The organism is Collinsella aerofaciens, assembly GCF_039758815.1.
GTDB classification, from domain to species: Bacteria; Actinomycetota; Coriobacteriia; order Coriobacteriales; family Coriobacteriaceae; genus Collinsella; species Collinsella aerofaciens_BP.
In genome coordinates this window covers 190,146-211,352 of sequence record NZ_JBDMSK010000001.1, presented here as the reverse complement: position 1 = coordinate 211,352, position 21,207 = coordinate 190,146, and the positions used below count along the sequence as shown (strand labels likewise).

At 51.8% G+C, this 21,207-nt stretch carries 18 protein-coding genes; 15 read left to right on the top strand and 3 right to left on the bottom strand.

Annotated features, from left to right (window positions below; translation table 11 throughout):
- From wecB to ABHT90_RS00920, 10 genes are all read left to right on the top strand, one after another.
- Positions 1–1,134: a non-hydrolyzing UDP-N-acetylglucosamine 2-epimerase gene (wecB, locus tag ABHT90_RS00960; RefSeq protein WP_148346689.1), complete on the top strand. Its 1,134-nt coding sequence runs from the start codon at positions 1–3 to the stop codon at positions 1,132–1,134.
- On the top strand, positions 1,131–2,468 hold the full coding sequence (locus tag ABHT90_RS00955; RefSeq protein WP_346981306.1) for a glycosyltransferase WbsX family protein: 1,338 nt from the start codon (positions 1,131–1,133) through the stop codon (positions 2,466–2,468). The genes wecB and ABHT90_RS00955 overlap by 4 nt, the downstream gene beginning before the upstream one ends.
- Positions 2,465–3,820 (top strand): glycosyltransferase family protein, encoded by a 1,356-nt coding sequence (locus ABHT90_RS00950; protein ID WP_346981305.1) that lies wholly within the window; start codon positions 2,465–2,467, stop codon positions 3,818–3,820. Before ABHT90_RS00955 ends, ABHT90_RS00950 begins: the two co-directional genes overlap by 4 nt.
- The gene (locus ABHT90_RS00945) at positions 3,817–5,103 is read left to right on the top strand and encodes a hypothetical protein (protein ID WP_346981304.1); all 1,287 of its coding nucleotides are present in this window, start codon (positions 3,817–3,819) and stop codon (positions 5,101–5,103) included. Before ABHT90_RS00950 ends, ABHT90_RS00945 begins: the two co-directional genes overlap by 4 nt.
- 8 nt (positions 5,104–5,111) lie before the next feature.
- Complete coding sequence (locus ABHT90_RS00940) at positions 5,112–6,191, top strand: polysaccharide pyruvyl transferase family protein (protein ID WP_346981303.1); 1,080 nt, start codon at positions 5,112–5,114, stop codon at positions 6,189–6,191.
- Positions 6,184–7,689 carry a lipopolysaccharide biosynthesis protein gene (locus ABHT90_RS00935; RefSeq protein ID WP_346981302.1) on the top strand — a complete coding sequence of 502 codons (1,506 nt, stop codon included), beginning with the start codon at positions 6,184–6,186 and terminating at the stop codon, positions 7,687–7,689. Before ABHT90_RS00940 ends, ABHT90_RS00935 begins: the two co-directional genes overlap by 8 nt.
- Positions 7,690–7,698: 9 nt before the next feature.
- The gene (locus ABHT90_RS00930) at positions 7,699–8,913 is read left to right on the top strand and encodes a Coenzyme F420 hydrogenase/dehydrogenase, beta subunit C-terminal domain (protein WP_346981301.1); all 1,215 of its coding nucleotides are present in this window, start codon (positions 7,699–7,701) and stop codon (positions 8,911–8,913) included.
- 200 nt (positions 8,914–9,113) lie between these two features.
- Positions 9,114–10,064, top strand: a complete 951-nt coding sequence (locus ABHT90_RS00925) for a macro domain-containing protein (protein WP_346981300.1) — start codon at positions 9,114–9,116, stop codon at positions 10,062–10,064.
- Positions 10,018–10,566, top strand: a complete 549-nt coding sequence (locus tag ABHT90_RS09980; RefSeq protein WP_430393355.1) for a TIR domain-containing protein — start codon at positions 10,018–10,020, stop codon at positions 10,564–10,566. The genes ABHT90_RS00925 and ABHT90_RS09980 overlap by 47 nt, the downstream gene beginning before the upstream one ends.
- 296 nt (positions 10,567–10,862) lie before the next feature.
- Positions 10,863–12,005: a hypothetical protein gene (locus tag ABHT90_RS00920; protein ID WP_346981299.1), complete on the top strand. Its 1,143-nt coding sequence runs from the start codon at positions 10,863–10,865 to the stop codon at positions 12,003–12,005.
- 152 nt (positions 12,006–12,157) lie between these two features.
- Here ABHT90_RS00920 and ABHT90_RS00915 read toward each other — a convergent pair whose 3' ends face one another.
- Entirely contained in the window at positions 12,158–13,678 is a 1,521-nt protein-coding gene (locus ABHT90_RS00915) for a hypothetical protein (protein WP_346981298.1), read from the bottom strand.
- Positions 13,679–13,848: 170 nt separating this feature from the next.
- Between ABHT90_RS00915 and ABHT90_RS00910 the strand changes: the two genes are divergently transcribed.
- Complete coding sequence (locus ABHT90_RS00910) at positions 13,849–14,058, top strand: hypothetical protein (protein ID WP_195503976.1); 210 nt, start codon at positions 13,849–13,851, stop codon at positions 14,056–14,058.
- A gap of 7 nt (positions 14,059–14,065) precedes the next feature.
- On the opposite strand, the gene ABHT90_RS00905 is transcribed toward ABHT90_RS00910, so the two are convergent.
- Positions 14,066–14,863 carry a hypothetical protein gene (locus tag ABHT90_RS00905; RefSeq protein WP_346981297.1) on the bottom strand — a complete coding sequence of 266 codons (798 nt, stop codon included), beginning with the start codon at positions 14,861–14,863 and terminating at the stop codon, positions 14,066–14,068.
- A complete protein-coding gene (locus ABHT90_RS00900; protein ID WP_346981296.1) occupies positions 14,856–15,971 on the bottom strand; it encodes an AAA family ATPase in 1,116 nt (371 codons plus the stop codon). Before ABHT90_RS00900 ends, ABHT90_RS00905 begins: the two co-directional genes overlap by 8 nt.
- A gap of 528 nt (positions 15,972–16,499) precedes the next feature.
- Here ABHT90_RS00900 and ABHT90_RS00895 point away from each other — a divergent pair.
- The 4 genes from ABHT90_RS00895 to ABHT90_RS00880 all read left to right on the top strand — a co-directional run bounded on the left by ABHT90_RS00895 (position 16,500) and on the right by ABHT90_RS00880 (position 20,992).
- Complete coding sequence (locus tag ABHT90_RS00895; protein ID WP_346981295.1) at positions 16,500–17,594, top strand: hypothetical protein; 1,095 nt, start codon at positions 16,500–16,502, stop codon at positions 17,592–17,594.
- Between the two features lie 595 nt (positions 17,595–18,189).
- On the top strand, positions 18,190–19,815 hold the full coding sequence (locus ABHT90_RS00890) for a reverse transcriptase domain-containing protein (RefSeq protein ID WP_346981294.1): 1,626 nt from the start codon (positions 18,190–18,192) through the stop codon (positions 19,813–19,815).
- A gap of 118 nt (positions 19,816–19,933) precedes the next feature.
- Positions 19,934–20,098 (top strand): hypothetical protein, encoded by a 165-nt coding sequence (locus ABHT90_RS00885; RefSeq protein ID WP_346981293.1) that lies wholly within the window; start codon positions 19,934–19,936, stop codon positions 20,096–20,098.
- 111 nt (positions 20,099–20,209) lie between these two features.
- Positions 20,210–20,992 carry a dCTP deaminase/dUTPase family protein gene (locus ABHT90_RS00880; RefSeq protein ID WP_346981292.1) on the top strand — a complete coding sequence of 261 codons (783 nt, stop codon included), beginning with the start codon at positions 20,210–20,212 and terminating at the stop codon, positions 20,990–20,992.
- Positions 20,993–21,207 lie beyond the last annotated feature (215 nt).

Genomic DNA, 21,207 nt, shown 5'->3' with positions numbered 1-21,207 from the left:
ATGAAAAAAGTTATGCTCGTCTTCGGCACTCGCCCGGAGGCCATTAAGATGTGCCCGCTCGTGAACGAGCTGAGGGCGCGCCCCGACGAGTTCGACACTGTTGTGACGGTCACCGGTCAGCACCGTGAGATGCTGGACCAGGTGCTTCGCGTGTTCGACGTCAAACCCGCCTACGACCTGGCCGTCATGAAGCCGGGACAGACTCTGTTCGACGTTACGTGCGACGTGCTGCTCAAGCTCAAGGCGGTCCTCGAGGACGAGAAGCCCGATGTCGTGCTCGTACACGGCGATACCACGACCAGCTTCGCCGCTACGCTCGCGTGCTTCTACCTGCAGATCCCCGTGGGGCACGTCGAGGCCGGCCTGCGCACGCACGACATCTTCAGCCCCTGGCCGGAGGAGTTCAACCGTCAGGCGGTCGACATCGTGAGCGAGTACTATTTCGCCCCCACTGAGGCCAGCAAGAAGAACCTTCTGGACGAGGGCAAGCCGGAGTCGAAGATCTGGGTCACCGGCAACACGGGAATCGACGCCCTTCGCACCACCGTTCGCGATGGCTATACCCACCCCGAGCTCGAGTGGGCGGAGGGCTCCCGCCTCATTCTCATCACGGCGCACCGTCGCGAGAACCTGGGCGAGCCCATGCACCGCATGTTTCGCGCCATCCGCCGCGTGATGGAGGAGCACCCCGACACCAAGGCGATCTACCCCATCCACATGAACCCGCTCGTCCGTAAGGCGGCGCACGAGGAGCTTGACGGCTTCGACCGGCTGCATATCATCGACCCGCTCGAGGTTCTCGACTTCCACAACTTCATGGCCGTCAGCCACATCATCCTCACCGACTCGGGCGGCATCCAGGAGGAGGCCCCGAGCCTGGGCAAGCCCGTGCTCGTCATGCGCGACACCACCGAGCGTCCCGAGGGCGTGGCAGCAGGCACGCTGAAGCTCGTCGGCACCGAGGAGGAGGCCATCTACCGCGAGTTCAGTAGGCTTCTTTGCGACGACGAGGAGTACGTCGCCATGTCCCGCGCCTCCAATCCCTACGGCGACGGACATGCGAGCGAGCGGATCGCGGAAGCTTTGGGTCGTTCTTCTCTCGAGGCTGGAATACGTGATGGTGAATGTCGATGAATCTTTTTAACTGCGGACAAATCAACGAGAAGCTTAAAGATTTGTTTTGGAAACTCCCGTTGAGCGCTGAATTTAAAGAAAACCTCAGAGTCAGGCGTTATGAGCGTATTCTCGAACGCGAAGCGGCAGCCGATGCGGGCTCCTTGCGTATTGTGGCTGATAATGACCTTTTGAGCTCTTACGCCGAGTATGTCCTAGAAAGTTATGATGCGCGTGCCGAGGGCTACGTCGGCTATCGAAGGCATGATGAGGCTAAGTCGGACGTGCTGTTGGTGGCATATTATTTGACGCAATTCCACCCCAATGCTCAAAATGACTCCTGGTGGGGACGAGGAACCACTGAGTGGAACAATGTTTGCAAGGCCGTCCCTCAGTTCACGGGGCATTATCAGCCAAGGAAGCCCGGCGAGCTCGGCTATTACGATTTGCGCTTGAAATGCAATATGCAAAGGCAGATTGAGCTTGCGAAGAATTATGGCGTAGGAGCTTTCTGTTTTTACTACTACTGGTTCGATGGTGGTCAGAGACTTCTCGAAGGACCTTTAGATATGTTTCTGGATGACTCAAACCTTGACATGCCTTTCTTTTATTGCTGGGCGAATGAAAACTGGACAAAGCGATTCAGCGGTACGAGCAACGATGTCTTGATGGAGATCACCCAGAGTTCCGAGAACTACACCGCCTTCATGAGGGATGTTGTCCATGATTTCAGCGATGAGCGATATCTCCGAATAGACGGCAAGCCCGTCCTATCCGTGTATCGCCCATCGCTTATTCGAGATCCGGAGCATGTGATTTCTGAGTGGCGCCGCATTTGTAAGGACGAATGCGGCTCAGAACCCTATCTTATTGCCGTGCAAGAGCGTGATACCAACATTGATTGGTCGGCAGTTGGCTTTGATGCCGAGAGCGAGTTCCAACCCAAGCAGGTGCAGCACAACTGTCGCAACATAACCAAACAGGTGCGTCCGTTGCGCGAAGATTTCGGCGGTACCGTCTACGACTATGCGGATTTGGTCGAGAATAAGCGATATGCGACTTGGAGCCGCGATAAGAAGGTCTATCCCGCCGTTATGCCCATGTGGGACAACACGGCCCGAAGGAATCACAGAGGAACGATTTTTCACGGGAGCACGCCTGAGCTATATGGACGATGGCTTGCGGACACGATTGACGAGGTGCGCCGTAGGCGCGACTTAGACAAGAAGGTGGTCTTTCTAAACGCTTGGAACGAGTGGGGAGAAGGTGCCTACTTGGAACCTGATTCACTGTGGGGGTATGCATATCTTGATGCGACATTGCGGGCCATCATGCAGGATGGGCCGAACGAATGAAAAAGAAGAAACTGTTCATTGCCATAACGCTTTCGAACTATCTTATTGACCGTACGGGTACGCCGAAGGTCGTTATGAGTCATCAGGTTGCTGCCAATGACGCTGGCATCAAGTATGTTGCCTTATTTCCCATTGGCGGTTCTTCTAAATTTGTAAAGAGGCTTTTCAGCAACTCATTCGGTGTGATATGCGATGGTAAGTTCGCAGGAGTTTTCAGCCTTGAAGCTTTCTTGGCTAGGGTAGGACGTTTGCTCGATGGCGAGTATGAACTAGGATGCATTTACATCCATCACTTCATGGGATGGAACCTTGAATCGATTGCTGGCATAGTATCTTCGTATCCTAAGGTCCAGCTGGTCGTATATGCGCATGACTACTACCTGTGCTGCACAAACTATAATTTGATACAGGATGGTACTCAATTATGCGGATCTGCTAGATTGGGCGACGCACAATGCGCGGGATGTGCCTATTACGCTGACAGCATTATTCGTGAAGATTGCATCTGGAGGTTTCTGCACAACGAGCTTCATCGCATAGTATTTGCTTGCCCTTCAAGCGTTGTCGAAAGAATGGTGCAATCTTTCCATCCGGAAGCAAAGGGGCATTGCACGGTAATTCCACATCAAAGATACGTCGGGATTTATCTTGACAACAAGGAGATGCTTCCTCCCAATCATGCGATCAAAGTTGCATATCTTGGGAAACAACAGTCTATAAAAGGCTGGGACTGTTGGTGTCGCCTTGTTGACGCGTTTCGTGGCCAGGGAAAATATGAATTCGTTGTGTTCAACAACGAGACGAAGCCTTTACCTAGCGGAATGAGACGGGTCTTCGTCGAATTTTCACCAGGAAAACCCAATGCTATGATTGACGAGCTGCGACGCGAGAATGTGGATGCTGCTTTACTTTGGTCTCAATGCCTAGAGACGTATTCGTACACCTGCATGGAGGCATATGCCTCAAATGCTTTTATCATCACTTGTCCATCAAGCGGTAACATAGCTGAGTTTGTGAGTATGACGCATTGCGGCCAGGTTCTTTCTTCGGAGCAGGAGCTGTGTCAGCTGCTCGACGAGCCTGATAAGTTGCTGGAGTTGTTGAACGGGTTCCGCGCTAATCACGATGGGGGCGCGATGGCCCTCGCGACCAATGACGCATTCATTGCTTTGGCGAAACCGAGCAGGCCGACTGCGCAAAATGCCGTCGAAAATGAGAGGCAATGCCGAACCAACAGATTCCGGCTAGACAATTGCTTCTCTTTGCCGCTGCGTATTTTCTATTCATGTCGGGAGCGAAAAAAAATCGAGGCTGCAAATTCACGGAAACGAAAACAAGAGTACGCCATATGAGTATTCTTGAGAAAAAAACAGGGTCGGGGATAGATGCACTGATAATCAGTCTGATTATGGCTAAGGTTTTTCTGCTTGAATACCTTGGTATGGCCGGAATCATAAATAACGTTATCTTTCTTCTCATTGGAGTTCGCCTTATCTTCAGTGGCTGGAAGATTCCGAAGAAGCTGCTTTTCCTCGTCTGCCTAATTACGATGCTCCTTGTTTTGAGTTACTCTGCTGGGAGCATAGTTCCCGGTAAGACCTCATACAACCTTAAAGCCATACAGACCTTCTTTTTCTATGCGCTCTTCATCGTGATGCTGAAGACCAACGGGTCAGATTTGCTGGATTTCGGCAAGCAGCGATGGATTGTTTTCTTTAACGTTGTCTATGCCGTCAACTGTATAGTTATCCTAATTCAGGTCTATTACCCATATTCTCTTATGGCGGCCGCCCCCATGACGGGCCAAATTCCCTTCTATGAAGACCTGATTTCAGGTCTTTTCATGTATGCTTCGACCCATGCCGTTGCGTTGTTCTCGTGCTTCGTTTTGCTCATTGATTTGAACAGCATACGGGATGTAAGCGGGGAGTTGCGAATCCCCGTCGTTTGTTGCGCGGCGGCGGTTCTTGCTAGCTCACTTGGTATTGCCGCCTTGAACGACAACAAGGCTTTGTTCGCCTTGATGCCCATCGTTCTTCTGCTTTTCTATGCCGAAGGTTTGTCATCGATCAATTTCATGAGAATCGCCAAGGGCCTGATGTTTCTTGCTGTCCTGCTGGGAATTGTCTTCTTGCTGTACATATGCAATTCATCGTTCGCAAACTTTTTTGATGACAATGTCCTGTCGTTATTTGACCTTGTGGAAAGCTCTAGTTCGATAGGAACCGATGCGGTGGGCAGTGGAGAAAGAATTGCAATAATCGGTTATGCCTTAAATTTGGCGTCAAGCTGGCTTTTTGGTATCGGTTTGGGCGCAGCAACATTCCACGAGGGCGCCTTCTGCGGGTTTACTCATTTCGGCCAAGCTGATTTTGGATCGCTGGTCATCCTTCTGGGCGTTTGGTTCCTTATTGCCCTGTTTGCTTTCTATGTCTTCTGCGTGTCTTGCGGGTGTCGGGGGCGCAGACCATACGTTCTTTATCTTTCCCTTGTTGCGCTTGCGGCAACTGCGACAATCTACACTCAGTGTTTTACGAGGGCAAATAATGCCTTGCTGTTCTTGCTTATAGGGCTTGCGCTCGTCGAAAGGTGGAAGTCCATTGCTCAGAGTACGTCGGCCCTTTCTAAGGAGTGACTGGTAATATGAAGGTCGGAATTGTTACTTTTACCTTTGGGGACAATTATGGTCAGCGTCTGCAGAATTATGCTGTTCAGGAGCTGCTTCAAAGAAGGGGAGCGGATGCGAGCACGATTCGCCAAAGCGAGCCACGTTGCAGCTTAAAGCACCAGGTTAAAGTTTTTCTTGTCGATAGCTTCGCTGGTAAGAGGGGGGCCAAACGAGCGAGGCATTCAGCGTTTCTTCGATTCGATGAGGAACATATTAAATATGAGCCGAATTATTCTTTGCCGGATTTCCCGCCGAGAAAATCCGATGGTTTCGACGCTTTTGTAGCGGGAAGCGATCAGATTTGGTCCCCTTACATTCCTGATAGCAATGGTGCTATGTTTCTTTGTTTTGCCGAAAGTGTCAAGAAAGTGTCTCTCTCGGCTAGCATTTCTGCACCTGAGCTGCCCATGGAGAAAAAAAGCGCATACAGGGAAAGACTCGCTGCGTTTGATTTCATATCGGTTAGGGAGAAGAACGCCGCAAGATTGATTAAGGAATGCGCTGGGTTGGACGCGGAGGTTTTGATCGATCCAACCCTTATGCTTGACGCTACAGATTGGGATAAACTCGCCGAAGCGCCTGCGGTTTTACTTCCTAGGCGCTATGCCCTGAAGTACTTTCTCGGTAGTGATTCTCCCAAGGTTGCGATGTTCGACGAATATTGCAAACGAGCGGGATTGGAGGTCGTAGATCTTCTGGGGGATCCTCGGTTCTTTGCCTGTGGACCTTCTGAGTTCATCTACCTCATAAGGAACTCCTCGCTTGTTGCTACTGATTCTTACCACGGAAGCATCTTTACGCTCCTATATCGTAAGCCGCTTCTGATGTTCGAACGCGCAGGTTCGCAATTCGACATGAGCGATCGGTTCGATACCTTGGCTGAGAAGCTTGGCCTAGGTAATTGGCGTGAAGCAAATTGGAATTACCTCGAAAGCGGGGAGCCAAAATCCTTTGATGTTGAGGATAAGCTTCGAATTGAACGCGCAAAATTCGATTCTTTCCTTAATCGATCCCTGTTCAGCAAATCGAGAAAAGAAATTGTCTATCATGGTTAGCCAACGTAAGACCGGTGCGATACTCGGCTATGCAAACATCATAGTCAAGAACCTGGTCAACCTCGTCTATACGCCCATGCTGCTGGCATTCGTGGGCCAGGCTGACTACGGCGTATACCAGACGTCCAACTCGTTCGTATTCTCGCTTACACTTCTAACCTTCGGCTTTTCCGAGGCCTACATCCGCTTCTATACGCAGGAACGAGCGAAGGGTAGCGAGGGCGACATTCGCAGGCTCAACGGCATGTATCTCATGCTTTACATTGCGGTCTGTGTTGTGGCCCTTGCGCTGGGCCTACTCTTTTCTGCTAATGTTGGGACATTTTTCTCAGATAGTTTCACGGACAACCAGGTGGGACTCGCGGGTAAGCTCATGGTGATAATGTCGTTCAACGTCGCCGTGACGCTTTTTTCAACCGTCTTCGATGCGTACATTCTTGCCCATGAACAGTTCAAGTTTCAACAGTCGAGGCAGATGTTCACATCTTTGGCGACTCCTGGCGTGGCTTTCGTGCTGCTCAATCTTGGGATGGGGGCGGCGGGCGTTGCGACGGCGCAGCTTGCAGTTTCATTGACACTGTTGGTTCTGAACGCCAGGTTCGCAGTCTTAAAGCTTGGCATGAGATTTGATGTTTTCCACTTTGACGGGTCTCTCTTCCTCTCGATTGCCGCGTTCAGCGCGTGGATATTTGGTAATCAGATTTGTGAACTGGTTAACCAGAGTGTTCCAAATATGTTACTTGGCGCTCTTACGAGTGCCGTCACCGTATCAGTGTTTGCAATTTCAATTCAAGTTCGTAGCGTCTTCGTTTCCCTTTCAACGGTGATGTCGAATGTCTTTGTTCCAATGATCAATCGTATCGTAGCCACAAGCGATGACAACACTAAACTCACCCGACTCATGACGCGCGTGGGTCGCTACCAGATGTTCCTATTCTGCTGGGTGTACTGTGGATTCGTCCTTCTCGGGCGCTTCTTCATTGCCAAGTGGGCGGGCGAGGGCTTCATGGACGCCTACTGGCTTATCTGCGCCATGGCGCTGCCACTGGGAATTCCCCTGTGTCAGAACACAGGAATCGAGATTCAGCGCGCCAAGAACAAGCACAAGGCTCGCTCCGTCGTTTATCTCTGCATGGCGGGCATCAACGTTGTGTTCACTTGGGCTATGTCACCTGTTCTGGGTTATTGGGCTCCGGCCATCGCCTACATTCTGAGCATTTCGTTGGGCAACGGCCTCTTTATGAACTGGTATTACCAGAAGAGGATTGGGCTCGATATGGTTTTCTACTGGCGCCGCAACCTTCCCGTGCTGTTGGTCTCCGCTTGCGTCCTCGCAGCATGCCTGCTGGGATCAGCCTTCGTGCCCGTCACTGGATGGGCGTTGTTCCTCTGCTGGGGTGCTGTCTACACCGTCCTGTTCATGGCCGCTATGTGGGCGTTCGTACTCGATGCCGACGAGAAGAACATGCTCGCTGCTCGCCTGCCGTTCCTTCGTTAGGAGTTCGCTGTGTCTTATGACGAGATGAAGATATCCAAGCTCGGCGAAGCCTGTTGTGGCTGTGGTGCATGTGCCGCGAAGTGCCCCAAGTCGTGCATCTCCATGCAGGAGGATAAGTTTGGCTTCCTACATCCCGTTATCGATGCAGGCGCCTGTCTGGGGTGCCATGCGTGCGATTCGGTATGTCCCGCGCTTGGCGGGGGCAAGTGCGACGAAGCTCTCGGGATCCGCTGGGCCAAGGGCAAGTCCAGTGAGCTGTTGGAGGCTTCCTCCAGTGGCGGCATCTTTGGCCTCCTAGCAGAAAGTGTGATCGCGGGCGGCGGTGTTGTCTGCGGAGCCGCCTGGGCCGACGGTTGCCGCCACGTCGAGCATGTGCTGGTCGAGGACGTTGTCTCTCTCGATCGTGTCATGCGCTCCAAGTACGTCCAGAGCCGCGTAGGCAGGGAGGTCTACGCGGGGGTTCGCGATGCAATCCGCTCGGGTCGCCGTGTGCTCTTCGCTGGTACCGCGTGCCAGGTCGCGGGCCTCAAGCGCTATCTGGGAAAGACGGGGGGGAGCGCCCTTCTCCTCACCGTTGACGTTATCTGCCACGGTGTCCCGGCGCCGCGCCTATGGTCGGAGTGGATTGACTACAAGAATGTGCTCCGCGATTCGAACGTCTGTGACGTTAATATGCGGAGTAAGACAACCGGATGGTTGTCTTACTCCGCTATGTACGAGTACATAGCGGAGAAAGACCCATTCTCGTCTTGCGAGTCCACCATTTTCAATCAAGACTGGTACATGAAAGCGTTTCTGGCCAATGCGTCGCTGAGGCCCTCTTGTTTCATGTGTCCTGCCAAGAGAAGTTGCGGCTCCGACATCACCCTCGGCGACTTCTGGGGTTTCCAGGGCATCCATCCTGAGGTCGACTACTCTAAGGGTGTCTCTGCGGTTATCTGTAATACCGATAAGGGTATCGCAGCTTTTCAAGGAATTGCGAACTCCATTGACTGTGGCGATGCGACCATCGAACAGGTTCTTGCTGGCAATCCTAGCCTGGTCAAATCGGTTGCCCCGTATGCGAAGTGCGATGAGTTTATGACAGATTTTGCTTCAAGGATGGGTATCGAGGGACTGATGGCTAAGTACGACTTCAAGTCGTCTCTTAAGCAGCGCGTCCGCGGCAAACTCGGAGCGATCAAACGCAAGGTGCTCAAGGTTGCTCGCGAGGGCATTCGCTAGCGGCATGCGACGGGCAGCTGCAAGTGGTGCGTGAGCCCTCCAAAGTTCAAAACGTCAGATCGTACCCTCAGATTGCTCTAGAAGTACTTAGTAATAGTGAATATCGGCAATATGGAAGGGGCCTATGAGCAGCTGCTGGTGCATCCCATCGTATTAAAACCAATTTGTTACTTCTTGGGGTACAAAAATGAGCAGGCTACATGAGGAAAATTGGCAAACTAGATGAATGCGAAAAGGCTAAGATGGAATCAGCATTTAATTTCGTCTGTGGAAGAGTTCGCTTGCTAAAACAAATTATTCATATAGTTACATGGTCGCTTGTAAAAAAGTCTTTTAAATGGTCGTTTGCAATCATTGGTGCAATTTCGACGATTATGGGAGTTGCGGGCGTGTCTCTCATCGACCTGCTTCCGAAAGATTCGGGATGCCCGTTTAGGCTCTTTGTGCTCGTAATCCTATTTGTCTTACTGGCCTTCTTCGCAGCGATCGTCACATACCATCACAATAAAGACGGAGTACATTTGGTTATTAACGGAATGGACGTAGACATTGTGGTCGACGACCTTTTTTATACTGAGGGCGTTAAGGTCATTCCGTTCAATGAATATTTCGACATTAAGGTTGACGACAGGGTAATTTCAAAAAATTCCCTTAACGGCATTTTTATTGAGAAGTATGCCGACCGGAACGCTCTCAAGCAGGCTGTCGAAGAAAGGCAACCGAGTTTGCTGAAACCCTTTAAGGCTGGGGATGGCCGAATTTGCTATCCTCTCGGCACTATTAAGGATTGCGACGGATTCGCCATGCTCGCCTTCACCCATATGGATGAAGTGAATCGTGCTTATCTTCGTCGTGGTCAGTATGAGGAATGCTTGCTTAATATGTGGGACGAGCTCGATCGGATGTATGCAGGCAGGCGAATCGTACTTCCGTTGTTGGGGTCTGGAATAACAAGGTTCGAAAACGGAAAACCCTCAGAGGATGATCTTCTTCGTTGCATGCTTTGCACCCTGAGGGCTTCGAAGCATCATTTTAAGGAAGGCGTTAATGTCGTGTTAACGAAGAAGACCGCTGCACGCATGAGGTTATTCGAGGTTAACGGTTATGCAGAGGCCTGGAACAATAGGATTGGAGAGAAAGATGGTTTATAGGACAAGAACCTACATCGCCGCAGACTGGGACGGTGATCGAGATGCGGTCGAGCAGCTGCATAAATGGAACGACAGCAATTATTGGGAGCTTTCGTTCCCGGACGCTCACGACCTACAGCAGTCGCGCGACTCCAGTTTGCCATGCAGCATAAAGAGCTCTCTGAAAAAGAGAATGGATGGATCTAAACGATTCGTACTTATCGTTGGAGACTCGAGCGACTCCGTAACTAAAGGAAGCTGTCAGCACTGTGGAAGCTATAATTCATGGACTTCAAGCTGCGCTCGTTCGCATAGCGTCGACTATCGTAGCTTCATTAAATACGAATGCGATAAAGCCGTTCAGGCCGGCATCGACATCGTTGTGCTGTACAACTCCGCACGCGTCACAAGGTCGAAATGTCCTTTAAAAGTTAGATTCGAAGGAAATCATGTTCCTATGAAATGCTGGAAAGATGGTGTACTCAAATGGGATTACGACGCTGTCAAAAAAGCACTCCAGTAAAGACTTTCCACGTGCAGTGCTGAATGATGGGGCAAGAGGCCTTACCGGAAAGTTTGTTTAAATCCATCCAAATTGTCATGAAACACGCGAAAAAAGGGCGTGCTCTTGGTGGCCTACGCGATTATGTTAGGCATAATCTCCTTTCACCGACTGGCAAAACGATTTACACCTAATTATTGGCGCTGCTCAGGGACATTTTCTTTGTTTACGGCTTGATCTCGCTAAACTAATAACTGCTGCTACCAGGGCATTTTCTGGTGCACATTCTATTGGCTCCTGCGAAGATCGGAGCGGGTATGTTTGCTGCCGAGTCCTACACCAGCCGTCATTACATTGCGATTGTTGTCATGGCCTGCCTATGCGTTTTGCTGGGCGGGCCTTCTTATGCCGCGGGCGCGGAGAGCCTCATCATCGCGGGCGCGACGTACTACGAGCCGGGCGTGTCGGGCCCCGGCTGGGCGTGGACCGATGCCGGCCACCTGGAGCTTAACGGCTACGCGGGCGAGGCCATCGGCGCCGACGGCGACCTGGTCCTGACGCTTACCGGGCAAAACTCCGTGACGGAATCACATGTGCCCGATGCGGACATCACGCTGTGCGGCATGGAGGTGTGGGGCAACCTGACGCTTCGCGGCACCGGGACCCTGACGGCGACGGGCTCGCAGTGCGGGATCCACGTGTCACAGGCGCTCGTGGTGGACGGCTGCACCGTCGATGCCCGGGCAGGCGGGGCCGATGTAACGGACGAGGCGGTCGCCGGCGTGATCGCAGGCGACATGGCCGTGCGCGGCGGCGGACGCGTCGTTGCCGCGGGCGCCGGGTCCGGAGCGGGCGTGCGCGCTTACGGCGTGTATCTGCAGGATGCGGGCCTTGGCGTTGGTGCGGCCGACTGTCGTCTTTCCGTCGACGCATCGTGGCTTGATGCGACCGGTGCCGACGGCGGTGTTGCGTGCACGGGCGGGTCGCTTGTGTCCGCGCGGTTTGTGACGCCTGCTGGCGGAGCCTTTGGTGCTGGCTGCGTGGTGGATGCCTCCGGTGCGGTGGCGCCGCATGTGGTGATTGAGCCCGATGCGGCCACGCCTCCGGCGGGGGAGGCCGACGGGCGCGAGGTGCCCGGTGTCGCGGGCGAGCCGGCTGGTGGCGCCGGTCCTGCCGGTGGGCAGCCCGGTGCCGGGTCCGCGACGGATCCCGCCCTGAAGCCCGCGACTGCGACGCCCAAGACGATCACGACAACCAAAACGACAGGAAACAGGACCACGGTGTCCACGCCATCCAAGGCCAAGGCTGCCGGCGCCGCCACCGCCACGCTCCCCAAGACCGCCGACAGCAACTGGATCGCCGCCTCATTAGCGCTATTCCTGCTAGGAGCAGCGCTTATAGCTGCCGCGCACCGCTGCTCGGTATCGCATGCATCGTCATGGCGGTTGTTCCCGCTTTGAGCTACGCAGGCAACCGATTAAAAGCGAGTTTTATGTTTCCCAAAGTAGGGGCGCACCGGCTAACGCCGGCGCGCCCCTACTACTGAACGGACAGTTTTAATTACTAAGGATACGGCAGCAATCCGTACATTCCGCAGCAGTCGGGAACCATTCTATTCCGCCTCTACGATTTCGTCTGCATTGCCTTCGGTTTCGTTGTTCGGCTCATTTATCTCAGTGTTCTTGGCCACCGTCTCTGTGTCACCGTCTTCTGCAGGGAGGTAATACATTAAGCCAAATAGCTCATTTATCGCTCTGCGAGTATTTGCAGCTGAGACACCGATGCGCTTCAGCTGCATTGCATAGACAAGATAGCGTAGAAGCAGCAAATCAAGAATGGCAGCACCTTTGAAATCCTTGTCAATGTTTCCATGGGCAAAGTCATTTCTTTGCTCAGCCAGCCTGCTTCCAATGACTTCGTAGGAAAATTCCTCATCATTCCTTTTGTATAGACCTTCCCCAAATACCCCAATCATTTCATGAAAATCTCGACCAGCCTGTACTATCTTCGATTCCAGATTGCTAAAGCCGATGCTCTTCTTTGCATATTTCAATATCTTTTTAGCTTTTCCGGAGCTTTGGTTAATGCATTCATCCATCTGAGCTGATGCTCGTTGCTCAGCAGCCACTCGAGCTTCTGATTTGACAACTCCGCTTGGATACGCTTGGTCAAATTCCCATTCAAATGCTGCGGAAGTCAGCACGAAGTCCGATGCATCGAGCGTATGTCCCTTTTCGCATGTTTCAGGAATATGCCTTAGGTAGATTTCTCCGTCTGCAATCGCTCCAAACATTTTAATCTCATACGGGTCCAGCAAAGACAGCTGAATATATCGACCTTTTTCAAGAGGCTTGGTATCAAATGGCTCTGAGGATCTCGCTAGCTTGAATTCAGCTGTGCTGGGGTAATGCGAGTCGTCGTACATAGCCTGCAGGCTGCAATCCTCAATTAGTGTGTTTTTGCTGAATGTCAGATATTTGAGGAAGTCTTCTGCTGCATGCCACAGGCGATAGAAAAACCAGTAATCGTCCGTTTCATCAAACTCGAAAATCATGCTGGAATTAAGGGTGATGGGTGGAGTACTAATTTTCATACTGCATGTCCACCCAACTGAGAAATACGCCGCGATATCTCTGCCCTCAAAGCGAAATGCTCTCTTCACGGTCGAAGTTCTGTCGAATCCATTTGTCCTGATAGAGATGATTCCCTTTTCTGTAAGGTCGTCAGAATCAAATACCTGCGAGAATGCCCTATTAACCGGATGAATGTAATTCAAGGCCCTGCCGGATAGAGTCATCCTGCAAAAACCATTGGTATTCGGGCTACATTCCAGATACCCAGCAACGTTGATATACAGAGTCGAATTTCGACTTCCGACAGTCGATTCCTCCCTGGTCAAAAAGATCAATCGCTTGCTTGTCTCGTTGCAGAAGCCGTCAAGATAAGGCACATCAACAGTCAAAGGGTCGCCGGATGTATACACACCGGGGCAAATTTCTTTTTTTAGCCAACCCCACATAATGTCATTCTTGCATTCTTTTGGCGGGATGAGAACAAGCTCAGAGCCATCGAACACAAAGACAAAATCAACATCTTTGAATTTTAGAGTTCCCGAATACGTGTTGTCTGTCATCTTATTTACCCCTCATAATGACCTTTCCAGTCCTTGTTCGCAACCTTGTCGCCGATCCTCTCGAGATCGACGCAGGCGAAATGCCAGTCTCCTAACAGCTTGTCCAAGCTGGGCTTAACGGGTTCCACATCACCTGCGTGAACCCGAAGTCGGAGTGGGGGAAGCTGATAGTGAGGTACTTTCCCGAGCTCGCGCCGCTGCAGGCGATTCGGAACAACTATCCGAAGACCCCGCTCACGCTCGACCGCGTTGACGTGGGAGGTCGCGGCGGCATCAGGCAAGAGAACATCATCGACTGGATGCTGTCCGGGGCATGGCCAACAACGTTTCTTATGCCGAGTTCACAATTTAGACAGGAGAACCTGTACCCGCGAGATTAATTGCGTCTCATCCATTTCCTCGGGGGCAATCATCGAACTTAAGGTGGCGCATCGGAGCCATGGAATTAAAGAACTTATCACCGAAATAGTCGAGCAGAAACTCTGGAAAAGCCGATAGCACAAACACCGAACCGTCCTCGATCCGCATCCTTTTCTCCTCGCGGAAGATCGCATCGACCGTAACCAGCTCTCGATACGTCTCAAATGAAACCTCATCGAGACCGAGCAGGCACTTGCATCTCAATACGAAGGCAGCGATTGCTTCTTTCCATTGGGGAAGCTCCATGTGCTTCCCCACGTTAACGTTTCCCTCTCCCGACTTATTTTTATATTGAGCGATTTCCGAGTTGTCAACAAAACAGCCTGAATGCGCCTGGCACTGCCCTGCGCGATAATCGTACAGTGCCTCGACCATCGGGTAGCTTATATAGAGCTTTCCGCTCTCGTGCTCGTTATCGAATGCGAGGAGCATCGCCTCCACAAGGGCATCGGACTCGCATCCAGGCGCATTGTTCTGATGAGAGTCGTAGTCAAAGAAGAGAAAGACCTCATCAACAGAATCCCTCTCCACGCCCTCTAGACATTTTGCAGCAGAAGGCACCGTTTCTCTCAGTACCTCCACAACATCCAGATCGAAGTCCTCCTCTGCAAGCCGCTCGTAAAGCATGTAGATGTTCTGCGCCGCTGGCAGACAGATCACCCTCAGGTCATCTCTCCCTTTCAGAAAAAGATCCTTCATCTTCTCCGCAAAGCGCAGGTCACGCGACTCTCCTTCAACGATGAAGAGCGTGACCGGGCTAGCCATCGAAAGCACCGGCCTTAAACATCTTCTGGAGGTTATGCGCCAATCTGAGCTCCTTGGGTGTTAGCTTTTCCAGCGAGCGAATCTCCCCCTCCTTGAGAATGAAATAGACATCGGGGCGCATGAGGTCGTTCGTCAAAAGGTCCGTGTTGTGCGTCGTAATGAAAACCTGGACACCCTCAAGGTCCCGTAGCATCTCCACGATCGACCGGGACAATTCAAAGTGATAAAAGGCATCGAATTCATCGATAAAGACCAAGGAAGCCTTGCTCATCTTGATATACCAGTAGTAGTACAGAGCAAGTGACATGGTGCCTGTCGAGGCGACCGACGCAAACGGAACGGTACCGCCCTCGAACCTGCAATAAAGCTCGGGAACTCCATTCACGTCCACGGATACGAGGTTCAGGGAGATTCCCTGCTGGCGCAAGAATTCTTGGAAGTCCTCCATCTTTCCTTCGCGAATAATGCCCTGGGTAAAGATATCCGAGCCAACCGAAAGCCCCTGATATCCACGCTCATCGAGCGAGTAGAACATGAGCATGTTGTCGGCAAAGGAGGTGAAGGCTCTAAACGCCCTGGCAGACGGCTCATCTCGCAGTATTGCATTGCTCTTGACATATTTGACACGCGACAGCCTGTCGGACTCAGTGGGGAGATCGGTAGAAAGCGAGAGGGACTCGGCGCCCGGCAGGTCAACATGGCCCGTTTGAGCGTCGAACCTGTAGCTCAAGACCTCCACGCCAGCAATGTACAGACTCTCGTATACAAGCGTCTGTGGGTCGGTTTTCCCGTAGCGGTATACGACCTCGATATTGTCGAAGACAAAATCGTATTGAAACTCTGTAATTGAACTCTTTGAATTAAGGCACCGGTATGGCGAGTATTTTTTGAGCAGCTTTTCCTTGTCGGTCAGATGCAGAACAATGTCGAATATCGCGAGGGCGAAATTGGACTTTCCACTGCCATTCGCACCATATATGATGCCCTTTGCCTTAATGCCATCCTGAATTACCTGTTGATTGAATGAATAGTTGGCGGGATCGGATAGATCAAATGTAATTCGCTTATTGAAGCACTTGAAATTTGAAACCGAAAACTTCTTGAGCATGGCACGGCTCCTCTGCTTTCTGAGTCTATTTGAAACACAGGATAAAGTAGCTTAGCAAATTGGTCAATTTGCCCGTATTTTTAATACGGATATTCCGAAGAAAAACTACGGAAGTACGCGATATACGCCGGGCCTGTCCAACCGATCATAGTCTTCGCAGGGCAAGACTTCTTCGCGCGCGAGGGAGAATGTGATCTCGATCGTTAGGCGCACGCTGATAAAACTAGGCGGTACCGTCTCAGCGACCCCGCCTTACAAATCCGAAGGTTTTTCATCTAAATCTATTATGAACCATCTTTTATGGACTATCGGAACCATTTATCAAACAACATCATCAGAAACGTGAAGGGCGAATTCGGAAGCTGATTCTCCCTTTCACCGGCTGGCAAAACGATTTACACCTAATTGTGGACATTGCCCACGCGATTTCTCTTTGCTCCCGCATCGATCTCGCTAAACTAATAGGTGCTGCTACCAGGGCATTTTCTGGTGCACATCCTATTGGCTCCTGCGAAGATCGGAGCGGGTATGTTTGCCGCCGAGTCCCACACCAGCCGTCATCACATCGCGATCGCTGCCATGGCCTGCCTATGCGTCTTGCTGGGCGGGCCTTCCTATGCCGCGGGCGCGGAGAGCCCGTTCATCGCGGGCGCGACGTACTGCGAGCCGGGCGTTTCGGGCCCCGGTTGGGCCTGGACCGATGCCGGCCATCTGGAGCTCGACGGCTACGCGGGCGACGCCATCGGCGCCGACGGCGACCTGGTCGTGACGCTTGTGGGGCAGAACTCGGTGGTCGAGTCGCAGGCGCCCGATGCGGACATCTCGCAGTGCGGCATGGAGGTGTGGGGCGACCTGACGCTTAGCGGCACCGGGTCCCTGGCGGCATCGGGCTCGCAGTGCGCGATCCACGTCTCGCGAGCGCTCGTTGTGGACGGCTGCACCGTCGATGCCCGGGCGGACGGGGCGAACGTCACGGGCGAGGCCATGGCCGGCGTGATTGCTGGCGACATGGCCGTGCGCGGCGGCGGGCGCGTCATTGCCGCGGGCTCCGGGTCCGGAGCGGGCGTGCGCGCCTGCGGCGTGTATCTGCAAGATGCGGGCCTTGGCGATGGTGCGACTGGCTGTCGGCTTTCCGTCGACGCCTCGTGGCTTGATGCGACCGGCGCCGATGGCGGCGTTGCGTGCTTGGGCGGGTCGCTTGTGTCTGCGCGCTTTGTGGCGCCTGCTGGCAGGGTCTTTGGTTCTGGTAGCGTGGTGGATGCCTCCGGTGCGGTGGCACCGCATGTGGTGGTTGAGCCCGATGTGGCCACGCCACCGGCGGGGGAGACCGACAGGGGCGAGGTACCGGGCGATAGCGCGGGCAAGTCTCCCGGCGATGCTAACCCCGCTGCCGGAGAGCCCACCACAGGGCCCACGACAAATCCCGCGCTGAAACTCGCGGCCGCGCCAACCAAGACAACAACGACAGTAACCAAGACCACGGTGTCCACGTCCCCCAGGCCCAAGACCGCAACCGCAACCACTGCGGCGCTCCCCAAGACCGCCGACAGCAACTGGATCGCCGCCTCTTTATCGTTATTACTGCTGGGAATGGCACTTTTTGGTGCCGCATATCGCTGCTGAGGTGCCAATTTTTCAGAAGTGTGCGGTGATCGATTTCTCATCTATTTGCTAATCACCGATTATCGCTAATCGATGACCTTACAACTGGCAGCATGCCGTCGCATCACCAAGAAGATCATCTCTCAGCATTTGCGGTGCACATGTCGGCTATAAGTTCAATTCGCGACATTGATAGCGCCCTATGACAAACAAGAAAGATTTCTTCTCTCCATTCATATTCATCTTCAAGGACGACATCGTCTGAATGCCTATTCTGGATGGAAATCCAAGGCAAACACGTGAGCACGGAAACTCAGACTGTAGCAACGATGGAATCTGGAGGCTACTGTTTCCACCTGAAAGGACACGAGGGGGCTCATTGCACAGACGACACCGCGGAAGGCGCGCCAACATCATACTTGCCCCATCGCGGAGTTATAAAGCGCGGTTCAGCCTTTGCGCAAAATTAAAGACTGGTAAAATGACCCTATAGCCGGTTCGAATTAGCGTTTGCGCATCGCAATCGGAAGTGCTTTGTTTGCACATTATATTCTGCTACGTGTCTATCAGGTACGACTCTACGGAGGAACCGGCTATTAACTTTAAGGATAATCTGATGCTCAACGAACTTCAGTCGAAAGGCGATCTGGCTGGGTTTCTTGGCCTGTCCTTGGAAAAGCTTGATCTCTTTGTATATCCAACTTCCATGTATGACCTATATAGAAATAGATTGGTCCCAAAAAGAAACGGTGGCTATCGAGAACTATTAATCCCAAGATCTGATTTAAAAAGGGCTCAAAGACTCATCGCCTCTGAGCTTGAAAAAGGCTATAAGCCATTGCCTTGTGTCCATGGTTTTGTCAAAGGACGGTCAATAAAAACAAATGCTGAAAATCACATTGGCTCGCAAGTAATTGTTGGCCTGGATATTAAGGACTTCTTTCCTTCTATCTCGTCAAGACGAGTGTACGGGCTTCTTGTTTCCAAGAAGCTAGGTCTAACCCCTGAAGTTGCATTCTGTATTTCAAGGATTGTTGCGACACCGAAAGGACTCCCTCAAGGCGCTCCCTCATCTCCTATTATTTCGAACATGATTTGCCTCGGTATGGATAAACAGCTAATGCACCTATCGCGAGAATATCGATACCAATACTCTCGATATGCCGATGATCTTACGTTCTCATTTAATAGTTCTTACTTCTTTTATCGAAATTTTTATTCAGGTGGAAAGCTCAGGTTGCCCAATAAGCTACGAAACGCAATCACTAACTTCCATGGAATCGAATCGTTTGAGCTCAACGAGGATAAATCGTTTTACAGTTGCAGTTTTTCAAGACAACTGGTCACGGGCGTTGTCTGCAATCAAAAGACAAATATAAAACGCGAGCAATATCGGCGACTCCGCTCAACACTCCATCGACTGAGCAATGGCGACATTGAAGGCGCGATGGGCTGCTATTACGGTAAAACCATTGCCAAGCTTACCGATGCAGAAAGAGGGTCGTTTGAAGCGTCTCTACGCGGAAGTCTTGATTTTTACAAATCTCTTATTAAGGATCCCTGGACATCGGGTCCACTTATGCGTTTAGGCAGCCTGTACAATAAAACGAAACCAGAAGACACACCTGTTTTCCCAGTTGCACTTCAGCAAGACTCGCTTCTATATCTAGAAGGAGAGGATGACAAGCAAAACTCATTTGAGGGTCTCGGGTTTTATTTGGCTGGCTACGGTCTTGTTACGGCCTGGCATGTGATATGCGATGCCGTTTCCCGTGATAAAAATAGCAGGGAAATTAAATTATTCAGCTCAGATAAGACGCCGCTTGCAATTTTTAGGTTTGGAAATGAGGTGGTTCAGGATAACAAACGCGATGCCGCAATATTACAAGATGTTCCTCCTGCGATCTTAAAGAACATTCCCCTTCTTCCATCAAATATGGATTTGCCTACCAAGGGCGACAGGATTTCTGCTTACCAACACCATTTTTCCGAATCTAGATTCAGCTTTGAGCTACACAGCGGAGATTTGCTCAGGGTTGGGGAACCAAGTGAAGAGGGCACACTTTGTTATGCGAATTGCTCATTTCGCCATGGAATGAGTGGTGGCCCGGTGTTTAATGGTTTGGGTCAGGTCGTCGGCATAGTACATACTGTAACTGAGCATGGAACACTTGGCTCATTTCTCCCCTTAAAGGATTGTATCCGCTCAACTGATGTGTATGGAGAATGGCAACTCTTCTAACTAGGTTGCCAAGCACTCTAGCCCCGAAACTCTCATCGCGGAAGGCTCGAAACAAGGTGTCTGCCGCTTTTACCTAAACGGCAACGACAGGGAAGGCCATAAGAGGATACTGAGTTATATGCTGGATAACGGGCTAGTCAGGAAGACAAAGAGCGGCGAGCTGTATAACATTTCGTTCGAGTACGACTCTGAGACCTATTCAGGAAAGTACAAGGGGAACGGCTTCTCAGGAAAGATAAAGCTCGCGGACTTCGTAGACCTTGAGACGGGAGAGTTTATTTAAGGGTGCGTGCCGAATAGAGAAGTTGAACTTACTTCCCCTATGTCCCCTTTGGGGACAGCCACCAGTGCAATACCTCAGTGCTATACTCGTTGTCCTAAGGAAGTGGTTCATATGTACTTGAGCGATACTAAGATTCAAGAGCTTATCGACAACAAGGTGCTGCTCAATGCCGATGCTTCGAACATCGGCCAGGTTACGTATGACTTGCGCACCGACGGATTCTACATTAATGAAAGCAAGCAGTTCGAGGTCGAGCTTGGCCCCGGAGACTCGACTTTTGTCTCTTGCGTTGAATGTGTCGCGCTACCCAATAATCTGACTGCTAGCGTACTTCTGCGCAATTCGCGCATTCGCCAGGGGCTTTCTTTGGATGCACCGCTGTATTTCCCCGGTCATGGAACTAGGCTGTTCTATCGTGTTACAAACGTAAGCGGCAGCACCATTACCCTCGATAAGTCTAAGGGCATCGCGCAGGTCGCATTCCAGCACGTCGAAGGCACGGTTGCCCATCCCTACCATGGAGCCTTTTCCGATGAGCTTAACTTTAATGGGCTCGCCGACTATTCCGACGTCTATGCCGGAGAGCTCAAAAAGGTTGAAGACGAAAAGGAAGAAGTTGCCAATATCGAATCTCGTATTTACGGTAATGTGCTGGCACTCTTTGCCATCTTCGCCGCGATCTTTACGCTCGTGAACGTTAATGCCGGAGGGATCTCTTCCGATATTTCGACCGTCCGTTTCGTTGCGCTTGACCTGCTGATTATCGGCGGATTTCTGGTCCTTGCGTCTGCAATCGAGGCTTTTCTTGTTAAGGACAAAGAGAAAAAGGCACAACTTCCGCTCGGGATAGGTGTCGCGTGCATTGTCGTTGCTGTTGTCCTTGCATTGCTCTAAGTACTTAGAGGATTAGGGGAAAGCAATATAGGTTCTGAGACGGGGTGCCCCGGCGTTGGCCGCGGCACCCCTGTTTGTTGATCGGTCTTCCATTTTTCAAATTACATGGCCGCCATAGCAGCCCCAAGACATCTGCTATTTAAAAAAGCATGTCGCGAAAGCGTAAAACCGGGGTCTGGTCGACAGATCTCGGTTTTCCCGCACTTCGCTCGGAT